This is a genomic window from Mucilaginibacter terrae (genome assembly GCF_042679325.1).
Classification (GTDB): domain Bacteria; phylum Bacteroidota; class Bacteroidia; order Sphingobacteriales; family Sphingobacteriaceae; genus Mucilaginibacter; species Mucilaginibacter terrae.
The window spans coordinates 146,355-170,441 of record NZ_JBHTMJ010000013.1 but is presented as its reverse complement, the minus strand read 5'-3'; the positions used below and the strand labels follow the sequence as shown (position 1 = coordinate 170,441).

27 protein-coding genes, 1 tRNA gene and 1 pseudogene are annotated in these 24,087 nt (G+C 40.9%); 13 read left to right on the top strand and 16 right to left on the bottom strand.

Annotated elements, in window-relative coordinates; genetic code table 11:
* Positions 1–14: 14 nt before the first annotated feature.
* Positions 15–839: a glycogen/starch synthase gene (locus tag ACFQ3S_RS14540; RefSeq protein WP_377165695.1), complete on the bottom strand. Its 825-nt coding sequence runs from the start codon at positions 837–839 to the stop codon at positions 15–17.
* Positions 840–997: 158 nt separating this feature from the next.
* Between ACFQ3S_RS14540 and panC the strand changes: the two genes are divergently transcribed.
* The 8 genes and pseudogenes from panC to ACFQ3S_RS14500 all read left to right on the top strand — a co-directional run bounded on the left by panC (position 998) and on the right by ACFQ3S_RS14500 (position 6,930).
* The gene (gene panC, locus ACFQ3S_RS14535) at positions 998–1,837 is read left to right on the top strand and encodes a pantoate--beta-alanine ligase (protein ID WP_377165693.1); all 840 of its coding nucleotides are present in this window, start codon (positions 998–1,000) and stop codon (positions 1,835–1,837) included.
* Positions 1,838–1,873: 36 nt separating this feature from the next.
* Entirely contained in the window at positions 1,874–2,224 is a 351-nt protein-coding gene (gene panD / locus ACFQ3S_RS14530; protein ID WP_377165691.1) for an aspartate 1-decarboxylase, read from the top strand.
* Positions 2,225–2,394: 170 nt separating this feature from the next.
* Positions 2,395–3,372 (top strand): hypothetical protein, encoded by a 978-nt coding sequence (locus ACFQ3S_RS14525; protein WP_377165689.1) that lies wholly within the window; start codon positions 2,395–2,397, stop codon positions 3,370–3,372.
* Positions 3,373–3,433: 61 nt separating this feature from the next.
* A complete protein-coding gene (locus ACFQ3S_RS14520; RefSeq protein ID WP_377165687.1) occupies positions 3,434–4,399 on the top strand; it encodes an energy transducer TonB in 966 nt (321 codons plus the stop codon).
* A 220-nt stretch (positions 4,400–4,619) separates the two neighbouring features.
* Positions 4,620–4,805: pseudogene (locus ACFQ3S_RS14515) on the top strand (carbamoyl phosphate synthase preATP-grasp domain-containing protein); the annotation flags it as partial.
* Positions 4,806–4,822: 17 nt separating this feature from the next.
* On the top strand, positions 4,823–5,200 hold the full coding sequence (locus tag ACFQ3S_RS14510) for a DoxX family membrane protein (RefSeq protein WP_377165685.1): 378 nt from the start codon (positions 4,823–4,825) through the stop codon (positions 5,198–5,200).
* A gap of 34 nt (positions 5,201–5,234) precedes the next feature.
* Complete coding sequence (locus ACFQ3S_RS14505) at positions 5,235–5,657, top strand: SRPBCC family protein (RefSeq protein ID WP_377165683.1); 423 nt, start codon at positions 5,235–5,237, stop codon at positions 5,655–5,657.
* 85 nt (positions 5,658–5,742) lie between these two features.
* Positions 5,743–6,930 carry a class I SAM-dependent rRNA methyltransferase gene (locus ACFQ3S_RS14500; protein WP_377165681.1) on the top strand — a complete coding sequence of 396 codons (1,188 nt, stop codon included), beginning with the start codon at positions 5,743–5,745 and terminating at the stop codon, positions 6,928–6,930.
* 232 nt (positions 6,931–7,162) lie between these two features.
* On the opposite strand, the gene ACFQ3S_RS14495 is transcribed toward ACFQ3S_RS14500, so the two are convergent.
* The 8 genes from ACFQ3S_RS14495 to era form a co-directional block, all read right to left on the bottom strand.
* Positions 7,163–7,588: an endonuclease domain-containing protein gene (locus ACFQ3S_RS14495; RefSeq protein WP_377165679.1), complete on the bottom strand. Its 426-nt coding sequence runs from the start codon at positions 7,586–7,588 to the stop codon at positions 7,163–7,165.
* Between the two features lie 247 nt (positions 7,589–7,835).
* A complete protein-coding gene (locus ACFQ3S_RS14490; RefSeq protein ID WP_377165677.1) occupies positions 7,836–8,603 on the bottom strand; it encodes a TerC family protein in 768 nt (255 codons plus the stop codon).
* Between the two features lie 92 nt (positions 8,604–8,695).
* The gene (locus tag ACFQ3S_RS14485) at positions 8,696–10,051 is read right to left on the bottom strand and encodes a hypothetical protein (RefSeq protein ID WP_377165675.1); all 1,356 of its coding nucleotides are present in this window, start codon (positions 10,049–10,051) and stop codon (positions 8,696–8,698) included.
* The gene (locus ACFQ3S_RS14480; RefSeq protein ID WP_377165673.1) at positions 10,032–10,598 is read right to left on the bottom strand and encodes a hypothetical protein; all 567 of its coding nucleotides are present in this window, start codon (positions 10,596–10,598) and stop codon (positions 10,032–10,034) included. The genes ACFQ3S_RS14485 and ACFQ3S_RS14480 overlap by 20 nt, the downstream gene beginning before the upstream one ends.
* Entirely contained in the window at positions 10,598–11,155 is a 558-nt protein-coding gene (locus tag ACFQ3S_RS14475) for an RNA polymerase sigma factor (RefSeq protein WP_377165671.1), read from the bottom strand. The genes ACFQ3S_RS14480 and ACFQ3S_RS14475 overlap by 1 nt, the downstream gene beginning before the upstream one ends.
* A 339-nt stretch (positions 11,156–11,494) precedes the next feature.
* The gene (locus ACFQ3S_RS14470; RefSeq protein WP_377165669.1) at positions 11,495–12,022 is read right to left on the bottom strand and encodes an AAA family ATPase; all 528 of its coding nucleotides are present in this window, start codon (positions 12,020–12,022) and stop codon (positions 11,495–11,497) included.
* Positions 12,023–12,047: 25 nt separating this feature from the next.
* Positions 12,048–13,349: a ribosome biogenesis GTPase Der gene (gene der, locus ACFQ3S_RS14465; protein ID WP_377165667.1), complete on the bottom strand. Its 1,302-nt coding sequence runs from the start codon at positions 13,347–13,349 to the stop codon at positions 12,048–12,050.
* Positions 13,350–13,478: 129 nt separating this feature from the next.
* Positions 13,479–14,357 (bottom strand): GTPase Era, encoded by an 879-nt coding sequence (era, locus tag ACFQ3S_RS14460; protein WP_377165665.1) that lies wholly within the window; start codon positions 14,355–14,357, stop codon positions 13,479–13,481.
* Positions 14,358–14,435: 78 nt separating this feature from the next.
* On the opposite strand from era, the gene ACFQ3S_RS14455 reads away from it, so the two are divergent.
* Positions 14,436–14,508, top strand: a tRNA-Met gene (locus ACFQ3S_RS14455).
* Between the two features lie 175 nt (positions 14,509–14,683).
* Here ACFQ3S_RS14455 and ACFQ3S_RS14450 read toward each other — a convergent pair.
* The 5 genes from ACFQ3S_RS14450 to ACFQ3S_RS14430 form a co-directional block, all read right to left on the bottom strand.
* Complete coding sequence (locus ACFQ3S_RS14450; protein ID WP_377165663.1) at positions 14,684–15,055, bottom strand: hypothetical protein; 372 nt, start codon at positions 15,053–15,055, stop codon at positions 14,684–14,686.
* Positions 15,028–15,540 (bottom strand): NAD(P)H-binding protein, encoded by a 513-nt coding sequence (locus ACFQ3S_RS14445; RefSeq protein WP_377165661.1) that lies wholly within the window; start codon positions 15,538–15,540, stop codon positions 15,028–15,030. The genes ACFQ3S_RS14450 and ACFQ3S_RS14445 overlap by 28 nt, the downstream gene beginning before the upstream one ends.
* Positions 15,541–15,660: 120 nt before the next feature.
* Positions 15,661–16,092 (bottom strand): hypothetical protein, encoded by a 432-nt coding sequence (locus ACFQ3S_RS14440; RefSeq protein WP_377165659.1) that lies wholly within the window; start codon positions 16,090–16,092, stop codon positions 15,661–15,663.
* A 371-nt stretch (positions 16,093–16,463) separates the two neighbouring features.
* A complete protein-coding gene (locus ACFQ3S_RS14435) occupies positions 16,464–17,609 on the bottom strand; it encodes a hypothetical protein (protein ID WP_377165657.1) in 1,146 nt (381 codons plus the stop codon).
* A 17-nt stretch (positions 17,610–17,626) separates the two neighbouring features.
* On the bottom strand, positions 17,627–18,520 hold the full coding sequence (locus tag ACFQ3S_RS14430; protein ID WP_377165655.1) for a TssN family type VI secretion system protein: 894 nt from the start codon (positions 18,518–18,520) through the stop codon (positions 17,627–17,629).
* Between the two features lie 118 nt (positions 18,521–18,638).
* Here ACFQ3S_RS14430 and ACFQ3S_RS14425 point away from each other — a divergent pair, with 118 nt between their 5' ends.
* A complete protein-coding gene (locus ACFQ3S_RS14425; protein WP_377165653.1) occupies positions 18,639–19,577 on the top strand; it encodes a type VI secretion system baseplate subunit TssG in 939 nt (312 codons plus the stop codon).
* Here the strand turns inward: ACFQ3S_RS14425 and ACFQ3S_RS14420 are convergent.
* Positions 19,574–21,421 carry a hypothetical protein gene (locus tag ACFQ3S_RS14420; protein ID WP_377165651.1) on the bottom strand — a complete coding sequence of 616 codons (1,848 nt, stop codon included), beginning with the start codon at positions 21,419–21,421 and terminating at the stop codon, positions 19,574–19,576. The two genes, ACFQ3S_RS14425 and ACFQ3S_RS14420, sit on opposite strands and share 4 nt — an antisense overlap.
* 3 nt (positions 21,422–21,424) lie before the next feature.
* Entirely contained in the window at positions 21,425–21,859 is a 435-nt protein-coding gene (locus ACFQ3S_RS14415; protein WP_377165649.1) for a GPW/gp25 family protein, read from the bottom strand.
* A gap of 200 nt (positions 21,860–22,059) precedes the next feature.
* On the opposite strand from ACFQ3S_RS14415, the gene ACFQ3S_RS14410 reads away from it, so the two are divergent.
* The 3 genes from ACFQ3S_RS14410 to ACFQ3S_RS14400 are packed head-to-tail and all read left to right on the top strand — an operon-like array spanning position 22,060 to position 24,077.
* Positions 22,060–22,578: a hypothetical protein gene (locus ACFQ3S_RS14410; protein ID WP_377165647.1), complete on the top strand. Its 519-nt coding sequence runs from the start codon at positions 22,060–22,062 to the stop codon at positions 22,576–22,578.
* 5 nt (positions 22,579–22,583) lie between these two features.
* Positions 22,584–23,078 carry a type VI secretion system TssO gene (tssO, locus tag ACFQ3S_RS14405; RefSeq protein ID WP_377165645.1) on the top strand — a complete coding sequence of 165 codons (495 nt, stop codon included), beginning with the start codon at positions 22,584–22,586 and terminating at the stop codon, positions 23,076–23,078.
* Between the two features lie 42 nt (positions 23,079–23,120).
* The gene (locus tag ACFQ3S_RS14400) at positions 23,121–24,077 is read left to right on the top strand and encodes a PKD domain-containing protein (protein WP_377165643.1); all 957 of its coding nucleotides are present in this window, start codon (positions 23,121–23,123) and stop codon (positions 24,075–24,077) included.
* Positions 24,078–24,087 lie beyond the last annotated feature (10 nt).

Genomic DNA, 24,087 nt, shown 5'->3' with positions numbered 1-24,087 from the left:
ATACTTTCAAATTCTTATGCAACGTTCACCAATTCATCGGTGGTAATTTCGTCGTAAAAATTGTAATAATTTTCGAAATCAGCGGTCGAATTAAATTCTAAAACAGGTTTTTGGCTGTTTTTAACATAATTTAACACATCCGCATCAATAGTTTCACTGGCTAAAACAACCGCATCGCTGTACTGAATAGCACCCTCGTGCAAAGCGTTATTAGTGCCTGCTTTAAATATCTCGGTATGTTGCTCGGTCATATCGCTCATTACTGCTTTTTGAGCAAAATCAGCATCCAGCATTTCGGTAAAGGCATTTTCATAAACCGAGTACACTACTTTTGAATGTTTAAAAGTAGGATCATCCTTATAAGTGGTTTTTAAATAAGCCGGAACCAAAGCACTCATCCAGCCGTGGCAATGTACTACATCGGGTGCCCAACCTAATTTTTTAACGGTTTCTAACGCGCCTTTGCAAAAGAAAATCATGCGCTCATCATTGTCGGCATAAAATTTACCGTCTTTATCGCCAAATACATGTTTGCGTTGAAAATATTCTTCGTTATCCAGAAAATATACCTGCATGCGTGCTGCCGGTATCGAAGCCACTTTAATAATCAGTGGATTGTCATTGTCATTAATAATGATATTCATACCCGACAAACGTATCACCTCATGTAGCCTGTTCCTGCGCTCATTGATGTTTCCAAAACGGGGCATCAGGATGCGAATCTCAAAGCCTTTGTCCTGCATAGCCTGTGGTAGCTGGCGGGTAATTTCAGAAATTTTGGTGAGTTCAAGGAAGGGAGACATTTCATGAGTGATGAACAGAAGCTTAGATTTACCCATCTCTATATCAATATTAAGTTATATGTAAAGAACCTCAAAAAAATTTGAGTGTGCAAATATACACATTATCTTATAAACTATCAACGTTTTATGCAAGTTAGTTTTGGATTTGAGTAACTATTTACACACCTTTGCCCGCTTTTTATTTATTGTATTAGTTGAAAATATTTAACACCAGGCACGGCGTACAGCAGTACTTACAGCAGCAACAGGCAGTAGGCCACAATATAGGTTTTGTGCCTACTATGGGCGCATTGCATCAGGGCCACCTGTCATTAATTAAACAGGCGCAGCAACTGGCCAGTGTAGTGGTTTGCAGCATATTTGTTAACCCTACACAGTTTAACGACCCCAAGGATTTGGAAAAATACCCGCGACCAATTGATGCCGATATAGAAAAATTGGAACATGCGGGTTGCGATGTGCTGTTTAACCCGGCCGTTAACGAGATGTATGCCGGCAATGAAAGCTGGCATTTGGATATAGGCCGGTTAGAACATTTGCTGGAAGGTGAGTTCAGGCCTGGCCATTACCAGGGTGTAATGCAAGTGGTTAATAAGTTATTTACTATTGTGAAGCCCGACTGGGCGTTTTTTGGTCAAAAAGATTACCAGCAGGTAATGGTAATTAACCAAATGATTAGCCGGTTAAACCTGCCGGTTAAACTGGTAATGTGCCCCATTGAGCGCGAACCTAACGGGCTGGCCATGAGCTCTCGTAATATACATTTAACACCCGATGACCGGGTACACGCCCTGGTATTATCGCGGGCTTTAACCCAAGCTAAAGCAGCCTTTAAAAAGGGGGATGACCTATTAGCCATTCAGCAACAGGCTACGGCATTAATTAGCAGTGAGCCGGGTACCCTGTTAGAGTATTTTGAAATAGTTAACGGCGAAACATTGCTGCCTGCCACACCCGATAGCCGCGGAATAGTTGCCCTGGTAGCCGCGCGCGTGGGCAACACCAGGCTCATTGATAATGTGATAATACGGTGATAACATGCTGTTATTTTTAATTACTAACTTTGCTTTATGATTATTGAGGTTTTAAAATCCAAAATTCATCGTGCTAAAATAACGCAAGCCGAACTGAACTATGTAGGTAGCATTACTATTGATGAAGATTTGATTGAGGCGGCGAATATTATCCCTAATGAGAAGGTGCAAATTGTGAACAATAACAACGGTGCACGTTTTGAAACTTATGTTATTAAGGGAGAACGTGGAAGCGGTACGGTATGCTTAAATGGTGCTACCGCAAGGCTTGCCCAGGTGGGCGATATTGTCATCATTATGTCGTACGCCAGTATGGATATGGATGAAGCACGCCAGTACGATCCTATTTTGATATTTCCTGATACAGATAATAAATTAATTCGATAGATTAGGAGCCTGTTTAAGAGATTGTCATCTCAAACGATAGTGAAAGATATTGTACAGACCAGCATGTAGCCAATATTGGTTGTAGTAACCATATTTCTCGTAACCTCGAAATGACAGGATATTATAAATTTAGACAGACTATTAGCCCTGATTTATTTGAATTACGTTTGATGAAATTCCTACTAACTATATGTTATTTATTTGCTGCCAATTTTTGCTTTGCTCAAAAAACGAAAACGCAGCAGGTTTTCTATTTTAAAAACAACGGCCAAAAAGTATCCGCTGTTGATAGTGCCGATTATATACGCGCTATTAACCTGCCCGATTCGGGCTCAACCTTGTTTGGTATTGTTGATTATTACCGCAACAGCAAGCCCAAACTAATGGGCAAATCTTCCACTATCGATCCTCCTGTTTTTGAAGATCAGTGTGTTACCTTTTACAGTAACGGCAAGCGCGAATCGGTTTTTAACTACTCGGGCGGTACGTTAACCGGTATGGGCTATCTTTTTTATCCGAACGGAAAAATGCATGCCAGCCTGGAGTACGATACTGCTGCCAATAAATCAACCGAAGAAAAAGTACGCATAATTAGTTGTTTGGATACCACCGGTAAAGCACTGGTTACCGACGGCAACGGTCGTTATGTAGATTACAATATTGCAACAGGTGCCGTAAGTGAAGAAGGCCCGGTAAAAAACGGCCGACCCGATGGCGAGTGGCATGGTAGTTACCCGGGTGAAAAAGTTTCTTATACCGATACCTATCGCGAGGGCAAATTTGTTTCGGGCTATTGCCTTACCGCTACAGGGACCCGTTACAACTACACTTCACGTCAGCAATCCCCGGCGTTTAAGGGTGGTGATGCCGCTTTTGTGGCCCTTATAAAAAAGAAGTTCAAGTACCCGGCCACTTTAAAAAACAAATCGTCCATGGCCGTTATGTCTTTTATTGTTGATAAAACCGGTAAAGTGAGCAATGCCCGCTTTTTAGGTAATATTACCCCCGAAATTAACAAGATTATTACCGCGGCCATTAATGCTTCCCCCAACTGGACACCCGCTATTCAAAATGGCCTGCCGATAAATTCGTCGTGGATCGTATCTGCTACTTTTGGAACGGTTGCGCCGGTTAAAAAGGGGAAATAGTTTAAGGTATTTCAACCGGATATTTGTCCAAAGTATCCTCCAAATATATTACAACCTTACAATGAAAACCTTAATTATAGCATTGCTTAGCTTTTTGCTGCCGGTTATTGCACAAAAAAAAAGTGTAATTTTTTATAAAAAAGACGGCAGCCAAGCTTCGTCAAGAAAGGATGCAGAATATAGCAGAGTGGTAAAAGAACCCGAAACCGCGACAGACTTTTATACCGTTCAAGAGTATTATATGGACGGGAAACTTAAAGGCGAAGGCAAGGCAATAAGTTTATCGCCCTACAAGTACGAAGGCCCTTACACAAATTACTATCCTAACGGCAACAAAAAAAGCGTGCTTAATTACAACAGTAACGTTTTAAAGGGTAAGCAAAGCTATTATTATGTTAACGGTAAATTAAATGAGGTTAGGGTTTATCCTGATTCGTCCGCACAAAGTAACACAACACCTAACAGGCAATATTTTATTGAAACGTATAACGATACCACCGGAACGCCCTTAATTACAGGGGGCAACGGTTATTACAAAAACACAACAGGCGGTAAAATTAAAACAATAAACGAAGGCCCTGTTAAACAAGGTTTAAAAGACGGTGAATGGACAATTACAGTAGGCAAAGACAGTATTTTGGTTAAGGAGGTTTATGCCAAGGGTATATTTGTGCGCGGAAACTCGAAATTTGCGAACGGCGAAACTTATTCTTATGACAAACCTGATAGGAAAGCTGAATTTGCAGAAGGAACCAAAGTATTTTATCAGTTATTAGGAAAAGCACTGCGCTATCCATCAGTAGCGGTAGAAAATCGTAAACAGGGCCGAGTCTACATTAGCTTTAATATTCAAAAAGATGGTACGCTCAGCGATTTTAAACTGGTAGGAACTGCGCCCGATGAATCCTTAGTAACAGAAGCAATTAGAGTAATCAGTATATCGTCGCCCTGGTTACCAGCTATGCAATACGGCCGTGCGGTAAGTGCTAAATATACTATTCCGGTAGTGTTTATTTTAGATAGGTAGATACAGTGCCCTCACCTATATTAAATATAAAATTTTTCAAACAGATACCCTCTATTCTCTTATCTTTACATCCCGACGCTGAAGTCGGGATTTTTTGTTTCAGCGCATAGAAAAACCAGTCGATAGTCCATAGTCTATAATCCTTAGCTGTTACCCTGCAGCACTGGCATTGACGATAGACTTTAGACTGAGCCCTAAAGACTTTAGACTACAAAAAACTATGCCCAAAGATACCTCCATTAAAACGGTACTTATGATCGGTTCAGGCCCTATCGTTATTGGTCAGGCTTGCGAGTTTGACTACGCCGGTTCACAAGCCGCCCTTTCGTTAAAAGACGAAGGCATCTCTGTTTCCATTATCAACAGCAACCCAGCTCCTATTATGACCGATAAGGTTATAGCCAACACTAAAAACCCTTAATCATGAAAAATAAGATTCTATTTGTATTATGCCTGCTTTTCGGGCTGATGTTTATTAATGCCGGGCTTAATAAATTTTTTAACTACATGCCTATGCCTAAAGATATGCCCGCAAACATGGTTAGCTTAATGAAAGCCATAACGGATATCAGCTGGCTCATCCCCCTGGTTGGAATTGTTGAAATTATAGGAGGTGTGCTATTCATCATTCCTAAGTGCAGGGCATTGGGGGCAATAATCATCTTCCCGATAATGGTGGGCATCTTGTTAATTAACATCATATCGGCACCGTCGGGTTTACCTGTAGCAGGGGTATTAATGGCTATCAACATTTGGGTAATTATAGAAAACAGGGAAAAATACCTACCTATGGTAAGTTAATTATTTATCGCAAAAAAACCAATAATTTACTTCAATGGAAACGCCTTTTACAAAGATTAGCGTACAAACTAACGTTATGGCCCCGGTAAGCAAAGTTTGGGAAACATGGACCACTCCTGAACATATTACGCAATGGAACAACGCCTCGCCCGATTGGCATACACCCGTTGCCGAAAACGATTTACAGGTAGGCGGTAAATTCTTATCGCGCATGGAGGCTAAAAACGGCAGCTTTGGATTTGATTTTGAAGGCGTGTACGATGCCGTGGTAACCCATGAGCTTATCAGCTATAATTTGGCTGACGGCAGAAACGTAAAAGTTATTTTTATTGATAAAGGCTATCAAACAGAAGTAATAGAAACTTTTGATGCTGAAAACGAAAACCCCATTGAAATGCAGCGAGGCGGTTGGCAGGCTATATTAGATAACTTTAAAAATTATACCGAAAGCAGGTAGCACGTTAACCAATACCTGGGTTGTTTCAAATAAAAAATACCTTGCACTGAAAATGATTTAAGCTGGGCTGCTTATCTTTGTAGCTATGTTTGAGGTATTCCTGAAGAAAGGTAAAGAGAAAGCAGTGCTGCAACGCCACCCCTGGGTGTTTTCGGGCGCTATTGAACGTGTAAAAGGTAAGCCGGCCAATGGCGACATGGTGAAGCTGCTGGATGCGCAAAACCGTTTTATGGCCTACGGTTTTTATAACGATCAATCGCGCGTGGCCCTGCGCCTGCTGGAGTGGGATGAAACCGTAACGGTAGATGATAGCTGGTTTCGCCAAAAAGTGGCTACAGCGGTAGAGAGCCGCAATTACGTACTGCAGTCGGGCAAAACCAACACCTGCCGACTTATATTTAGTGAGGCCGATTACCTGCCAGGTTTAATAGTGGATAAATACGCCGATTATTTGTCGGTACAGATCCTCACATCGGGTGTACAAAATAACATAGCCGTTATTATTGATGAGCTGCAGCAGCTGCTGCAGCCTAAAGGTATTTACGATAAGAGCGATGCTTCGTCGCGTGCGCACGAAGGTTTGGAAACCGCCAACGAAGTACTGGCCGGCAACCCGCCGCCCGAAATTGTACAGGTGAAAGAGAACGGTATTGTATATGGCATTAACATTGCCGAAGGACAAAAATCGGGGTTTTACTGCGACCAGCGCGATAACCGCAATTTATTAGCTGCTTACGTGCAGGACAAAACCGTACTTGATTGCTTTTGCTATACCGGTGGCTTTACGCTCAATAGCCTGCGGCAAGGTGCCGCAACCGTTACCAGTGTAGATAGCTCTGCCCTGGCTATGGAGACCCTGCGCCAAAACATAGAACTGAATGGCTTAGATGTAACCAAACATACCGCCATACAAAGCGATGTGAACAAACAACTGCGCCGGTTTAAAGAAGAAGGCCAAATGTTTGATGTGATTGTGCTCGACCCGCCTAAATATGCACCATCGCGCTCGGCTTTGCTGCGTGCCTCCCGTGCCTATAAAGACCTAAACCGTGTTGCCATGCTGTTGCTCAACAAAGGCGGCCTGCTGGCTACGTTCTCCTGTTCGGGCGCTATGGATATTGACAACTTTAAACAAGTACTGGCCTGGGCTGCCTTAGATGCCGGCAAACAGGTGCAGTTCATCCACCAGTTTTGCCAACCCGAAGACCACCCGGTACGGGCTTCTTTTCCTGAGGGGGAGTATTTGAAGGGATTATTGTGCAGGGTATATTAGAGGTTTAACCGCGTTGATATTCGAAGCTCATCCCTCCCTGGGGAGGGCGGGGAGGGGTTTATTCGCTTGGTAAACTGCTTTATTAACCCCTCCCTCCCTACGCTCTTTCCAGCCGCACCCCTCCCCAAGGAGGGACTTAGCTGCACCTATCAAATTTCCGAAGTTCATTTCTCCCTAGGGAGGGCAGGGAGGGGTTTGATCCGCTTACTTAGCTAATTTACCTATTAAGAACTCAATCATCCAACAAACTCACATTAAATTCCTTCGGCAGCTTAATGCTTCTATCATGCTTTACCAGTTCGATAATCTTCGTTTCAATAGTTCGCAAAACATTAAACCTTTCATACTTTACTTCCGCTTCGCTAAACCGCAGAAACTTTACGCCAAAACTTTCTAATTTCTGCTGACGAATTTCATCATCTGCAACGGCTTCTTCGTGGTTGTGCGATAAGCCGTCTACTTCTACGGCCAGCATTAATTCTTTGCAATAAAAATCTACGATATAATTATCGAGGCAGCGTTGTCGGTCAAAGTCGAAGGCATATACACCGCCGTTTTTTAATTCATCCCACAAAAGCACCTCACCTAATGTCATGTTTTGGCGGAGTTGTTTGGCAAGCGGCATTAAGGCCGGGTTGTATAGAATGAATTTGACCATGTGGTTTAATGAAGTTTCATTTAATAAAAGGGGGCTATCTGAATTTTTAAGTTCATCCCTCCTTGGGGAGGGCGGGGAGGGGTTTTATCCGTTTGCTTAGCTAATTTATTATACCCCTCCCTCCCTACGTTCTTTCCAGCCGCACCCCTCCCCGAGGAGGGATTTAGCTGCACCTATCCCTAAAACTCCCGAAGTTTATCCCCCCAGAGGAGAGCAAGGGAGAGGTTTCGCCACCACATCAGCACAACTATTTTTTAATTTCTACCTTTTTCTTTTCTTTCTTCGAACGCATTTTTAAGTTAAGCAGTTCAACCAATATGGCAAAGGCCATAGAGAAGTAGATGTAACCTTTAGGTATTTCCTGATCGAAAGACTCCGCCAGTAAGGATACGCCGATGAGCAACAGAAAGCTTAGCGCCAGCATTTTTACCGTTGGCCGGTTGTTTACAAAGTTGGCAATAGGCGTGGCCGCCCACATCATAATAATTACCGATATTACCACGGCTCCTATCATCACCTCCACATGGTCGGCCAGGCCTACGGCGGTAATCACCGAATCGAGTGAGAATACGATATCAAGAATCATGATTTGCACTATAGTACCCCAAAACGAATGTGGTTTGGCATTTGCTTCGCCTTCTTCGTCTTGATCCATATTTTCGTGGATCTCGTGACTGCTTTTGTAAATGAGGAACAATCCACCTACCAGCAATATAATATCTCGGCCAGATAGGGCCAGGCGTTCTACCCATTCGGGGTTGTTAATGTTTACCAAATGAGCCAGGTTAATAAACGGGTCGGTTAACTTCATTACCCAGCTAATAGAAAGCAACAGCAATATCCGGGTAATCATAGCACCGGCCAAACCCAACTTACGGGCTTTGCCCTGCTGTTTAACTGGTAATTTGCCTGCTTGTATAGAGATGAAGATAATATTATCTATACCCAATACAATTTCGAGCAGGGTTAAAGTGGCCAGCGAAATCCACGCTTCGGCATTTGTAAGTAGTTCCATTATTTTTTGAATGCAGCTTTCTTGGAGGGCTAAAATAACAAAACCCCTGCCGTATTAAGACAAGGGTTTAACATTTTGTTGAATTTGTAATATCAATCAAACTTTACGCTTCCGTAGTTAGATTTGATGGTAATTACCCTATCAGAGTTACCTTTATTAACCTGGCCCTTAAAAGTGCGGGTTGAGGTGTAATGACGGTCGTTATCGGTAGGGGTACGGCTAATTACTTTTACCGCTGCATTATCATAATCAAAGCTACCAAAGTGGGTGGTTACATCAAAGTCGTAATTGTCTTTCAGGTTAAGGGCTATTTTGGTAAACTTGGCATCAACGCTCAGCGTTTTAAAGTTTTTATCAAATTCGCCAACCCTTACGCCATCACCGTAGCGCACATTAATATCGCCCGATGATTTCAGCTTATCTATATTCATGGATGAAAAGCTTACGGTAGCATTCAGTTTATCGGCCGTGCCTAACAGTAGTTTACCATAGCTCACATTAATATCACCGCTTATAAAAGACTCGATACGGGCCTCGCCAAAACGCACTTTGATATTATTATCGGTATTGGTTAACTGCTGCCCAACCAGGTTACCGTACGATAGGTTTACAGTTACTTTGCCAGAAAGATCGGGCAGGGTAACGGCACCAAACCTGTTAGTAATGTCCAGCTGGCTTTTAGCCGGCATATACACCGTGTAATTAACTTCTATTTTACGGGTATGGTTTTTACCCGAGCTTAACCAGGTACCAAAGGTGTTATTGCTTCGGTCTGTAACTTCGTAATTGGTTTTAAACGAAACTACTGAGTTATCTTTACTATCGGTAATGCTGATATTGTCAAGCAATTTCTGGGCATCATCATCTTCATTGGCATAAGCTTTGATCTGCACATCAACCTTTACCTCGTTTTTGGTCCAGGTATTTACAGTTACTTTGCCGTAAGTGTTATTGATCTGTAATTTATCGTTGCCGCTTACCGAATAGCTTTTGCTATAAGCTTTGGTCTTCTCCTTTACTTCGCCGCTTTTAACTTTTTCCTGCAGGTTTTTATCATCGCTGTAGTTAAAACTAAAGTTGGATGATTTGGTTGAGTTCAGGTTTTCCAGCCCTTTAAAGTTAGGACTTGAAAGGTACGCGTTTGGCGACACCATGTTTCCCAATCCTTTACTTAAACCTGAAATGTTAACTTCGTTAATGTGGGCCAGGGCGCGTCCGCTAAGTTCTTTGGAGAGCCTTTGTAGCTCCGCAGAATTCTCTTTAAATTTTTCGGTCTGTAGCTTTTGCATCTGCTTTTGCAGGTCTTGCATTTGCGTTTGCAGTTTTTGCATTTGCTTATTAAAATCGGTCTCTTCTTCAGCCTTTTTTTGCTGAGCAAAGCTACCTTGGGCGGCCACTACAAAGACCAGCATCAAAAGCAGTTTGGGGTTAAATATTTTTGGTATCATTTCTCTGTTCGTTTTTTTGTTCGTTAAACTGTTCTATCACTTGTAATTGCTGGTTCAGCACCTCGGTTTGTATCTGCAAGTTCCGGATCATTGCACGTAAAACACGTTCCTGGTTAGGGCTGGTGGCTAAATCGCGTTTAAGTTTTTTGTATGATGCTTCCATCTTTACAATCTCGCCGCTAAACTCACGGTACAGCTGCGGATCGCTTTTGGTTAATTCTTTCAGTTCGGTACGCTTGGTTTCTATCAGCGATGCATATTGCACCTGTTGTTTGGCGTACTCGGGGTTAATAGCAGCTAAATCGACACCTGCATGTTTATTACTGCGCAGGTAAACGGCAAAACTAACACCCATTACTACGATGATCATGGCAGCTACCCGCATTACAAAACCTAATGAAAATGTTTTGGCTACACGCTTTTGCGGCATATCAGCCTCTGTGGCGGGTAACTTCTCTTCAATACTCTCCCACAAATTTGCACGTAGTTCTATATCGTCAAATTCCTCGCGGTTGGCTTTAATAAAATCTTCTAATCGCTTGCTCATTATGCTACTCCTTTTATTCTTAACATTTCGCTTAGTTTTCTTTTCGCTCTCAAAAACTGAGTTCTTGAGGTGTTTTCTGTAATGTTCAATATATGTCCAATTTCTTCGTGGTCATATCCTTCGAGCAAATATAGTGACAGTACAACGCGGTAACCCTCGGGCAGTAGTTGCATAGCTTGTTTAACCTGAGCCACTTTATACTGCATGTCTTCCTCATCGGGCTGCTCTTCGCTGGGTATATTCTCCAACTGCTCGCTTTCCATTTCCACCCATTCTATTTTACGCTTGCGCAAGCAATTGATAGAACGGTTGACCACAATTTGTTTAAGCCACAGGCCAAAAGTGGTTTCCTGCCTAAAATCCTTCACCTTGCTAAAGGCATCTAAAAAAGATTCCTGAAGAACATCTTCGGCCTCATCTATATTGTTCAATATCCTGAAGGCCACGTTTAACATAGCCTTAGCATATAGGCGGTACAATTCATAGCAGGCTTTTTTGCTCCCCTGCTTACACTCAACTACCAGCTGATAGTGCTTATCTATGTATATGGCTTCCAAATTGTGATTAGCTTTCGTATTAATAGACGCGGCATTTTTGGCTGCGTTGCACCTAAGCTAAAAAAATGTTAAATAATTATTAGAGGTGCGGGGGAAAATCAGGTACGTAAGATGGTAGTATCTCCATTTTTTAATGAATGAACAGGAATAGTTTGATTGTATTGGGTGTTGCCTTCGGCCAGGGCTATCCGTTTTCCTTCATTTCGCTACGCTGCGTTCCGGGCTTTACACTGCTATTCCTAACGCAAACTGCATATTGTCTGAATCAGAATTTGCTGAATTGAAAAATTAACAGAATGTAATGTGGTTTGCAAGATCGCACAGGTATATTGGTTGTCGTTATATTTTCAAAAAACCATCAATAGCATTAACGGCAGCATCGTAACGGGGCTGACCAATTCCTGATATAACCACGTAGTTAGCTTTTAACACTTGGAGTTCCTGATGCCATACTTGCATAAAATGTTCGCGCTTGGTGGGGAAGTTACGCAAAGGATCATCTTGCCAGGGCAGGTCGATGTTCAAGAGCAAGTAAAAATCGTATTTGTGGCGCGGCAAAAGTTCGAGCACCTCGGGCGGAGCCTGTCCAAACATTTCATCGCTCCATATTTTAATAGTGATAAAAGTGGTATCGCAAATGAGCAGCTTGTTGGCTTGTGGCAGTAACTCATTTTCGAGCGCCAGCTGACCGTAAAACATGTTGATCTCATCTTGCCAGGTACACTCGGCCGTTAAAGCCTCGCAATAACCACGGGCAAACTCGGGCACCCAAACAGTTTGGTAATGTTTAGCCAAGTAAGCCGACATGGCCGACTTACCTGTACTTTCGGGCCCAACAATGGCTATTTTAACTATGTGCCGATCCATGTATTATAGCTTTATAAGCAAGCGCTTATTTTTGCCTGAAAAAGACTTGGATAGGTACTCCCGAAAAATCAAAGTTTTCGCGTAGTTTGTTTTCAATGTAACGTTTGTACGGTTCTTTAATATATTGGGGCAGGTTACAAAAGAAAGCGAACATGGGCGATGTACCCGCAATTTGGGTAACGTATTTGATTTTTACGTGCTTGCCTTTTAACGCCGGCGGCGGATAGTTTTCAATCAGCGGCAGCATCACATCGTTCAGCTTAGAAGTCGGGATCTTTTTAGCCCGGTTCTTGAAAACCATATCGGCCGTTTCAATCACCTTTAACAAACGCTGCTTTTCGGTTACCGAAGTAAATACGATAGGCACATCCACAAATGGCGCTATTTTCTCGTGGATCATTTCCTCGAAAACTTTCACCGTTTTGGTATTCTTTTCAATTAAATCCCACTTATTCATCACCACCATAATGCCTTTTTTGTTCTTTTCGGCCAGGTGAAAAATATTAATATCCTGCGATTCGATACCTTCCTGGGCATCCACCATCAGGATGATCACATCGGCTTCTTCCAAAGCCTTAATGGTACGCATAACCGAATAAAACTCAATATTCTCCTTTACCTTAGTTTTTTTACGCATCCCGGCTGTATCAATCAGCATAAACTCATGACCGTAACGGTTGTAGTGTATGTGGATACTATCGCGCGTGGTACCTGCAATGGGGGTTACTATGTTGCGGTCTTGCCCAATCAATGCATTGATAATGGATGATTTGCCCACGTTAGGGCGACCAACAATAGCGTACTTTGGTAGGCTGTTCTCCTCAGCAGGTTCATCGTCAAAGGTTTTGATCAACTCATCCAGCAGTTCACCCGTGCCCGATCCGGTCATGGAGGAGATGTTGTAAAGCTCACCTAAACCTAAAGCATAAAAGTCGGTAGCATCGGCTTGCTGCGAGGTATTATCTACCTTATTCACTACTACAAAAACCGGCTTTTTACCTTTACGCAAAATGGAGGCTATCTCGTCGTCCAGGTCGGTTATACCTGTAGTTACATCTACTACAAACAAAATGGCGGTGGCTTCTTCAATGGCAATAACTACCTGCTCGCGTATGGCAGCTTCAAATACGTCTTCCGAATTGGCCACATAACCGCCGGTATCAATTACGTTAAAGCTACGGCCAACCCATTCAGCAATGCCGTAATGGCGGTCGCGCGTAACACCGCTAAAGTCATCAACAATGGCTTTACGGCTTTCGGTAAGGCGGTTATATAAAGTGGATTTGCCCACATTAGGGCGGCCCACTATGGCTACTATGTTACTCATGTTTATTTATCCAAGAGTCAAGAGCCAAGAACCAGGACCAGCTTCAACTGGCGGTATATATGGTTCTGTCTTTTAACTCTATTTATATATTTATACTTGTATCTTATTTCTTGGCTCTTGTATCTGAGCTTAATCTTCGTACCCAAATTGTTTCAGGTAGTTCTTTTTACTGCGCCAGTCGCTTATTACTTTTACAAAGGTCTGTAAGAAAACTTTGCGCTGAAAAAAGTCTTCCATGCTGCGGCGGGCGTAAGTACCCACAATTTTCAGCATCTCGCCGTTTTTACCGATCAGGATATTCTTTTGCGAGTCGCGCTCTACTATAATTTCGGCGCTAATCTTATATAAAGTTTCGCTTTCTTCAAAAGCAGTAATAATTACCTCGGTACTATAAGGTATCTCTTTTTTATATTGTTTAAATACCTGTTCGCGTATCATTTCGGCCGCAAAGAAGCGATCATTGCGATCGGTTAAAAAATCTTTTTCATAATACGGCGGATGCTCAGGTAAATTCTCTACCACAAAATCCATCACCCCGCGTATATTATGATCCATTGTGGCCGATATGGCAAAAATAGCTTTAGGGTTCAGTTTTTCCTGCCAGTAATCTACCTTGGCCTTTACAGCCTCGGCATCACTTTTATCTATCTTATTAATCAGTACTGCTAACGGTGCCAAATTACCTTGCAGTTTTTCGAGCACATCGCCTTCGTCGTGCGCTTCATTAATATCGGTCACAAACAGGATTAGGTCGGCATCTACAATAGAACCCGATACCTGGTGCATCATACTTTCCTGTAATAAATAGTGCGGCTTAATAACACCGGGGGTATCCGAAAACACGATCTGGTAATCATCAGCATTAACAATACCCATAATACGGTGACGCGTAGTTTGCGCTTTTGGGGTGATGATGGACATCTTTTCACCTACGAAAGCATTCATTAGGGTGGATTTGCCTGCGTTAGGCTTACCTATTATGCTTACAAAACCTGCCCGGTGACTCATATAAAAATAATTAAAAATAAATTTGGAGTACAAAGAAACGAATTATATCTTTGCAGTCCAATAAAAAAACAAATATAGTGCGGGATGGAGCAGTTGGTAGCTCGTCGGGCTCATAACCCGAAGGTCGTAGGTTCGAGTCCTGCTCCCGCTACCGGTAAAGCCTCTGATGAAAATCAGAGGCTTTCTTTATTAAAATTGCAATTTTGCAAGAGATTTATTTCTAAACTTTACAATTTCGATAGCACAAGTTTGCTTTTGGGTTCGAGTCCTGTTCGGTATCATCTTATAGAAGTAAAAACAATGTCCATATTGGATATAATTTTAAACTAACTTAAGAATGCATCTTTGTGCTCTTTTGCAAAGTCAAGAAAGGAACGAGGCTGATGATTGGTCAGTCGAAAAACATCTTCATTAAGGTCTTGATCATGGTTTTTGGCAACCACTTCTGCATATTGTTCAACGAGACCATTCGCTAACCATCGGGATGCTCCGGTGATCCTCAATAAAACGCGAAAGGCCAATGAAGGTAAATTTACATAACGTACTTTCTTGCCTGTGGCCTCTGCTATTTGTGAAGCGATCTCCTTCATGTCTAACGTTTCAGGGCCATTGAGATAGTAGGTAGCTCGTTTGTGATGGTCTTCTGTTAAAACATGGTAAGCAACCCTTCCTATATCCTGCGCATCGATATAACCCACCAGCCCGTTACCGCCAATTTGGGGTAAAATCCTTTGGAGATAGGCTTAGTCATGGTTAAAAAGTTTTGCATAAACGCAGTTGGTTTGAGTATCGTCCAGGCTATACCAGATGCACGAAGGTGGTGATCAATATGCGCATGAGTCTTAGCCCATGGCACTGATGACCTCAAATTCGCGTCTGACGCAGAAACTTTAATGATGTAAGAAATTTGTTCTTGTTTCGCCACGTCAATGACATTCGTTTCACATTGAAGTTGGTTCTCAGTGGGTGGACTGACCAAAAATAAAAAAGTACATCCTTTCATAGCCGATCGCAAGCTTTCCGGATCTTCAAATTTGCCCAAAACTGCGTCTACACCTTGTTTACGGAATTTTTGTAATTGATCTTCCTTTCGGCACATTGCACGAAATACTTTTTTGTTCTCAGCCAGTAATTGACATAGCTTTTGCCCAATAACACTGGTTGCTCCGGTTACTAAAATCATAAGTTATTTGTTTTGTTTGTGTATTTATTTTTATTGTTGTATAAGTAATCCTATCTATTTGTCTTCAACTTTTCATTCAAAATACCAAAATGACTAACGGTCACTTTTTTGGTAAAAAATTTAATTTTTCATTCCCGCTACTAAAATTTCTGAATAAAGTTTAAGCAAATCTTCTCGTTGAAGTTTCTCAATTTCCTCGATGAACACCTTCTTTGCTTCTATAAAATTCATCAAGCCCATACAGCTTCCCCATATCATATAAGTACAGTACGAAGGATCTAAATCTTTTTTAATTAAGCCTGCCGACTGGCATCGTATCAGGTGTTCGGTAAAATATTTTTTCAACTCTAAACTTATACTTAAATAGCCCTGAATGTTACTGTTGAAGTCAGGTCTTTCCATGTAAATAAATAGCTCAAAATATTTTGGATACTTTAAGTAGTATTTATAAAAGGCCATGATTAATGCTTGAAAAGCTTTCAACGGTTCGTTTTCTTTTTCCACCGCTGCTTTAAAGTAGTCAAGCAATATCTTGAGTGCCTTAACACTCATCTCCGCAAATATATCATCCTTACTTTTATAATACTTGTAGATCGTGCCCTTGGCAATATCATAGTTGTTAACCTACTAAGCGGCGCAAATAATCTAGTAACTTTACTATTTGTTAAGAAGGCGATGAGAAAATTAGTGCCTGGCCTGTTAGCTGAAAGGATGCTTGCCGAAACAAAGGTGTGCTGGCAGCTACAGATCTCCCTAGTAAGGAGGATCGCCTTTGAACTGGGTTTTAACAACCAATCGCATGACCTTAGATGTTTCTGTTGAAATTGAAATTTGTGTGCTATTTGGAAACTATAAATAAGACTCTAAAACGAATAAATCCCATTTAAGGGCTTTTATTCGTTAATTTACTCTCTTATATCGTATTAATCCAGCAAAGTCCAGCTGCGTTTGGCTTGTACCGTTTGTACCATTTGCTGCTCTGCAACAACAATGTTTTCCTTGCGTTGGCCAATATATTCTAAAGTGCTTAATTTATTCCAAAGCGCTGTAAGAACCCGCAAAAACTCATCAACTACGGTCATGGAGGTGCGGATATCATGATGGTTATATACCACTTCAATTAAACGGGCCAGCAACTCTTCAAAATTACCAGGGGTAACATCTTTCCATTCGTAAAAATATTTAAGCAGCTCTTCCCGCTCATTTCCGGCTATACTTTTAATTGAACTAAAGAAAATATGCGCCATTTCCGAAAAATAGCCCACCAACACTATAGGTGGTTGCTGAAAGGCCACATTGCGATACGAAAAATAAATGCGGGCTATGTAATCCAGCATTTTATCGCACAGCATTTTCACATTTTTTCCAATAGGCGAAATGGTATCCTTAGACGTTATCTTGTCGATAATACGAAACGATAATAACTGAAACTCATTTAATTGATTGCTGAAAAGTTCGTAATACTTAATCAGGTCGATATGGCTCGTTAATGTATTACACGGCGGTATATAGTCGGCAATGAGTTGTATGCCAGTACTGCTGCGGGTAAACTTGCCAATTTCTAAGTAATGATTGTTCTTGCTGCTAATTTGTGATGCCAGCAAGATAGTGATGCCATAAAAACTATTGACTTCAGGATATCTTAAAGGAGTTTCTTCTGGGTCGGGTTTGCCGACCGGTACCCTTTCGTGTGGGTTAACGGTTAGCACAATAAAATAGGTTTCAACGGCATCACTTACAGCATCCTGGGTAAAATAGTGGGTGTAAGTAAATTCTTCGCCAAGCGCTTGTGGCGTTATATTAATGCGATAACCTTCTGATGTTACGGCATTACATTGCCTTATTTTTACCTGTATATGGTTAGAAGCCCGTTCACTGATTTGGATATCTAACGACGAATTTTCGCCGTTAAAGGGAGCCAGTAAACCGAAGTTGTTATAATTTAATGCCAGGGAATTACTGTCTCTTACAATATCCTGAATAAAGTTATCTGTTTGCACAAAATGACCACTTGAGATCTTCATGCCGTCAATCCAGTTTACAGATTTATACTTTAATGGTAAATACATAATATAGGTTTTATTACTTATAAATAAACGGCTTCATCACCTTTACGTTCGGTTACACTAGCAACTTCCGAAACCCTTTTGGCAAAAATGGCGAAAGATTCAGTTATATGGTTCTGTTCTATATCCAAGTCGGGGTCTACAAACTGTCTCTGTTTAAAAAAGGATGGTTTAATATAAAATATCCACTTAAAATGCTCCGAGTTTGATTGTGTATATTGTATAGGTGCTTCCGGAAATTTCAGGTTGTAATCATCAATAAATTTTTGAAACCACAGCCCAAAATTCATGTTGCGTGGTGCTTTGGCTTTTACCTTGAGCGGCTCATTGTCGTTAGTATTTTTATACAGGTTTACCTCTAATACCAACAGGCGGTTAAAATCGAGGTGCTCCATGCTAATATCGGCCGGAACCGTAGGGTACTGCCATACTTTGTATATTTCTAATGGAATGTTTAGGAAAGCAATGTATGCCCACCAAAACAGCGTTGGCAATAAAAATACAAATACCGACGAAGCTGCCCAAATTCCATATTTGAGATCGTTGAGCCAATCAAAAGCTAATTTAAATAAGAACGCACCAAGCAGGCAGGTAATTAAACTGCAAATTATAAAAAACCATTTGCGTTCGAGCAGTTCTGATTCAAAATGAATACTGGCCAGCCATACAAATACAATACCTAAACTAACATAATACAGCTGACAAATGATGTAGCCCCATGGCATAAACTGAAGATCCAGGAAGCCTAAAAACCCGGGTAAGCCAAGCGCTACACCGGTAAGCAGCATGGTTACAATCAGCTTTTTGTTGTTTAAAACTTTGTTCTTTTTATTAATAACTGTCATAATTGCTGTTGCAACCATGAAAATTACCGGAAAGAGCAGGTAACGAATAAAAAAGGATTTAACGTCCATAAAAGTATAGGTCTGTATATATAGAAAAAGTCCACTTAATTAAATGTGAACTTTTTCTAAATCAATTACCAATAATTGGGGTTATTTGTTTTATAACCAAGTACAAAAAACAGGTTAAATGATTATTAGCCCAAATCAACTCGAAACAGATTTTAAAGCCGTTACCTTAGCAGCCGAACTTATTGAACAGGGAAGCGCTACTGCCGACAATGTGGTAATACTACCCCTGGGCCCTAAAAAGCGGGCTTATGCTAAAGAAATAGCTAGCATAACCAGTTATACATCGGCCTACCGTAACCGGGAGATGTTGGCTATAAATATTAATCGGGAAGGGTTATATGACATGTTGCCCGAAGGATTATTTCACCAGTCGCCGGCTTCGAGCGTAATGATTACCGAGGAGGCAATGATTAAAGACATTGCCGCCCGCCGCGAAGAAGAAAAACAGGCCCGGTTATTTTTTGCCCCCCTGGAAACAGAGTTATACCACATTCGTACGGTGGTTGAGCTTTATGAAAGCCGTTTGGATAAAAAAAGTAATTATGATGAGCTTGTAAATATTTTTTTAAAAGAATGGCGCGAGTTCAAGTGCTTTACCAACCAGCAAATGGTTATATTAATGCATGTTTTGCCTGTAATACATGATCAGCGCAACAATCTCCAGTTCATTAGCAGTGTGCTGAGTATTATGTTCCATGCTAATTTTGAATTGCTGTATGAGCTAAAAAGCGCAAATCCCACAACAGCCGAAACCAACCAGTTAGCAACCAAACTCGGCACGGGTGTGTTGGGTGTGAATTTTATAGCAGGCCAGGTGTTTGAGCCAGAAGAAGAATTGATTATTACTATTGGCCCGGTTACTGCAAATCAAATGCTTAATTATTTGCCTGGAACACGTACCGCACAGGCATTACATGTGCTACTCTCCTACTTTATACCACTGCAAACTACAGTTAGCACCAAGTATGTTTTACAACCCGACTTTCAAAAAACGGTGCTGGGTTTTGAGCAGGAAAACTCATGCCTCGGCTTTACCACCTATCTTGGCAGTAATTAGCTCTTAACAAACAAACGGTAATTAGAATTAATAACACTCCTGCTAATTAACTTCGATTCTAATAACGTTAATAAGGTATCCCATTCTTCTACCGATAGTTTTACCTCGTCAGCAGGTTTTAAATACACATCAACAGTTTTTTTAAAACCTTCTTTTGGGTTACTCGATACCACTAACCCTTTGCCTATTTTTACATCGGTTACCTTATTGCCCAGTTCATAAAAGCAAAAGCTTATTAAATCGGCCTGGGTAACAATACGGTCTTTAGTAGTGAGTCCGTATTTATAAGCCTGCACACGTTCGGTTGCACCGAGGCTATCGCGCCCGCCAATGGTCGATGTCATTAAGCGCAAGCTGTCGGCTTTAATTTTCAGTGTTTCAAACTGCTGTAAACGTGCACCTCTGCGTATGTTATTTGCTGCATTGGCCAGGGTGGTCCAATACTGTAGGTAAAGCATAGTTGCTTTACTACTTGGTTTTACTATAAGGTAATTAAACGGCTCATGTCCATCTTCGGCCATGCGTGTTTTTTTCTCTATCAGGGCAAGGTTCTGTTCCAAGGTTTTCAATACACTGTTTAAAAAATCTGTCCCGTAACTGGCAAAGGCGGCTTTTTCGTCGCGTAGTAACTCCAAAAGATAATCTATAGTTTGTCGGGCATTGCGCGAATCAAATCTTTCGGCACCACCATTGCGTATCGAATAACTACCTTCAAAATTTTGGGTTGCCTGTGTGTAAGGTATTTCACTGTAAAATACATTTCTGTCGTCGTGCACTTCTTTAACCGATAAAAAGTGCTCTTTTTTAGATACCTTAATCGGTATAATATTATTAACATCCCTTAAACGGTACTTATGTTCGTGCCGTTTCCTGTTGAGTACCGGAAAGCAATTTAAAGAAACCTGCAGGTCGTCAATTATACCGGGAGATATAGCGGCCGGGAAAGAGAGTTTTAACCAAACGCAAGACTGCAATCTGCTCAGCTCAGCCGGATTAAACATATCTGTAAAAGCATCCGGAAATGTTTGACGGTAACCGCTAATATCGGTTAGCTTACTGTCGGTTATTGATATAAAACGGTTGTTGTAATACTCCTTAATATCACGGGTGATCAGGTTAATTACATCCTGCTCGTAAAAAACCGGACGGTTTCCGGCATTCAAATCTTCTTTATAAATAAGGCCGGGTAGGGTTTCAATCTCCTCGTTATTAGCATAACACTTTACAACAAAAAGCAGCTTATAAAAGTCATCGTTAGCAGCATAATCCGACCATTCAAAAAATAATGCCAGATTTTGCAGGTTATTTAAAGCTGGGGCACAATCAATTCCTAACCATAGCGTATTCGGCTCAACATTTAATTTAGAAGATGCAGTTAATACCGTATTACGCCTCATGGCATCATCATACTCGTATAAGTGAATGCCGGTGCAGGTATAACGTATACTGGAATTAAACAAGTTCACTTCTCCAGCAGGAGAAAAAAACACATCGTTATCCTCTGATCGTGAGGTCTCTGCAGATGATTGCCTTTTATAAAAGAAGTGATTATTTATAGTGACGGTCTCCTGTGTTTCTACCGGCTGCCCTTTAAGTACAGCATGGGCCGGCAAAGCCGACGTAAGGTAATCGGACGCTAAAATGCGTGATATCTTGCTCAGTACCCTGTTCTCCAGGTTCTTTACATCGTTCGATACGTTAAAAAGTTCCGTACTTAAAGCCTCTACCAAAAGCCTTACCATGGGATCAATGTCGTTAATATTGGTAGTGCCCCAATAATCCATGGCATTACGCAACATCCGGGTCCTAATGTCTTCTTTGGTATTAAATAGTATAGTGCTCATAGTTTAGGCAGATAATGGACTTAAAAATAAAGAGGTGGTAAATACATAGTTTTCGCCGGTTTGCTGCATTTTACCGCTTATTACAATCTCTACTTTCTTTTTAATTTCACTTACGTTTCTTAGTGGATAAAATTTGTTCACTTCTTTAATATGCACATCAATGTGCACATCATAAATACGTTGTTCATACTGGGTTATTGAGCGTAAAAGTGATTGTCTCAACTTCTCCTCCCACATACTTTCACTAATTATGAGCTCAAAATCGAGATCCCATATCTCACAGCCAAAGTCGGGCTTAAAGCGGTGCTCGCCGTAACGGGTAAAAATTATCAACTCAATGTATTGAGAAATGGAAGCTCCAACATCTTGCTTATCAATATCTTGTCCGTTAAATATATTTTTTAAACTGAACGGCTTTTTGTATAAGGGTATAGGCATAATGTATGCGAATTATAACTACAGGTTTAAATTTTACTTACTAGTAAACAAATCATTTCTTAAATAGTTGTAAGTACAATCTTACAGGTTAAAAAGAAATCTGTAAGAGGAATGATTTAAGCACCAGAAATTCTGAATTGTGCTTAATAGTGCTGGGGAAATTTTAGAAGATTCTTAAAAACTTTTGTTGATAGATTTTAATGAAGCCAGTAAATAGTAGTGATCTGCGCAATGCTTACCTAAGGTTCATATTATACTTTATAATCTCAATTGCGTTTAGCATTTGGGTTTTATATTCCTTTTTTCTTACCTCAAACCGCGAAATAGCCATGCTCAACGAGCGGGTAAAACAGTCGGACAATCTTATTGCCGTACGGAACGATATTAACAACAACTTCGATATTATATTACAGCGCATGAAGCAGCTATCCCAATATACCAGGATGAATGCCGAGGAAATGAATAACCAAACCTTGCTGCTCAACGATATACAAGAGAGTAACCTTAAAATACAGGATAAGCTGCATCAAAACCCTGTTGCTTTAAAGAGTTTTGAACTATACAAAAAATTAAGCGATAATATCTCGACTGTTGCCAATGTTAAAGATTCACTGTACACAACGCGGTTTCAAATTGAAAGCCTGCGTTCGCAACTTGAGTCATGCAACCGTACTAATAGATCGGCAGTTAGCAGAATTAGAGGACATTTCGGACGATAACTATTATGATGAAGTTTAGTGTTAAAGAAAGACGGGAGAAGTTCCTTTTCTTTTTAGGTATGTTCTTGTTTACAGCCGTTGTTCTGTGTGTTGCGATATTTTATAACTATAGTAACGACAGCGATATATCAAAAGAAGAGTTTTCGAAACGTTTACAAGAAGAGAACCGGTTTGAAGCGGCTGTTGAGGAAGCCCTGCCTACTGTTGACACCACCTATGCACGTATTGTAAAATTCAATCCAAATGTACAAGCATTGTTTTTGGAAAATGATATCAAAAATTCTATTACAGCTATACGCTCTTATTACAATGCACGCCCTTACGATACACGGTATAAGTGCTTTATTTATGCCTCCAAAATACAGGAGAACCTGTTTTATGATAAAAGAGAACTCCGAGGCAACTCATACAACGACATTGTTCGCTTGAACAAGCTTTTAGACGATTGCAAGCTTTCGACTCGTCAATTGCAACAAAGCCTTAGCTCTCCCGGGCGATAAATAACTAATTGATTCTGTTTTATTAATTATAACCTAAAACCAATGCAAGACGATAACAACAGCGGAAGACCTATTAACACCAACAGGCAAAACTATCTGTTCCTTTACATTATAGTTACCATCCTGCTTTTAGCTGGTCTTATTTTTTTACTTAAAAGTTCGCTATTCGACAAAAGAACCGTTAATGCCCGTATTTTAAAGGATGAGATCTTTTTAAACGAGGATCTGGTTTATTCAGACAATACAAGCAATGCTAAATCATGGCTTTGGGAGTTTGGTAACGGCGATCGCATTAAACAGCAAAATGGCAGCTACCGGTTTAAAAAACCAGGAGCTTATATTGTAAGGGTAACGGTTGATGGTAATATGCAGCAACAATTCCCTATTAATGTTAAAGATACCATAGTAAATGCGGTTAGAGACACCCTTTTAACCATAAACGGGCCTACACGCGGTATTGTAAACGAAGAAATAAGACTTGAGGCTCAGGGTAATGCCCGAATCTACGAGTGGTCTTTCGGCGAAACCGGCCGGGTTGATATTAAAGGCCCTACTGCTCTTTACATATATCATAACCCGGGTACTTATTTTGTACGCTTAAGAGTTGATAATGCCAGTAGACCTGTGTATCACAAAATTTTGATCACCAATCCCGATTCTACCATTAACGCTATAGTTGCACCGGGTGAAGGTGAACAAAAAGTGGTTGATGATATACGCGCGCACTTACAGGCTATAGCCAACGGTGCCGATTTCAACAATCACTATTACTACCTGGTAAACAAATATTTTTGCGGTGATGAAAAGGTAGCCGTAAATATGGACAGCAACGGGGAAAAAAAGCAAACCGATTTCTACTCTTATTGCATGCGTTTAACCTTTGGTGGAGGCGTAACCATTGATGAGGCTCAGGTTGCGCTCAAAGCCAAATCATCATGTTCAAACCTGCTTACTGTTAAACAGCATTCTACTACAACCGGTGTTAAATCTACAAAATAACTAGCCTATT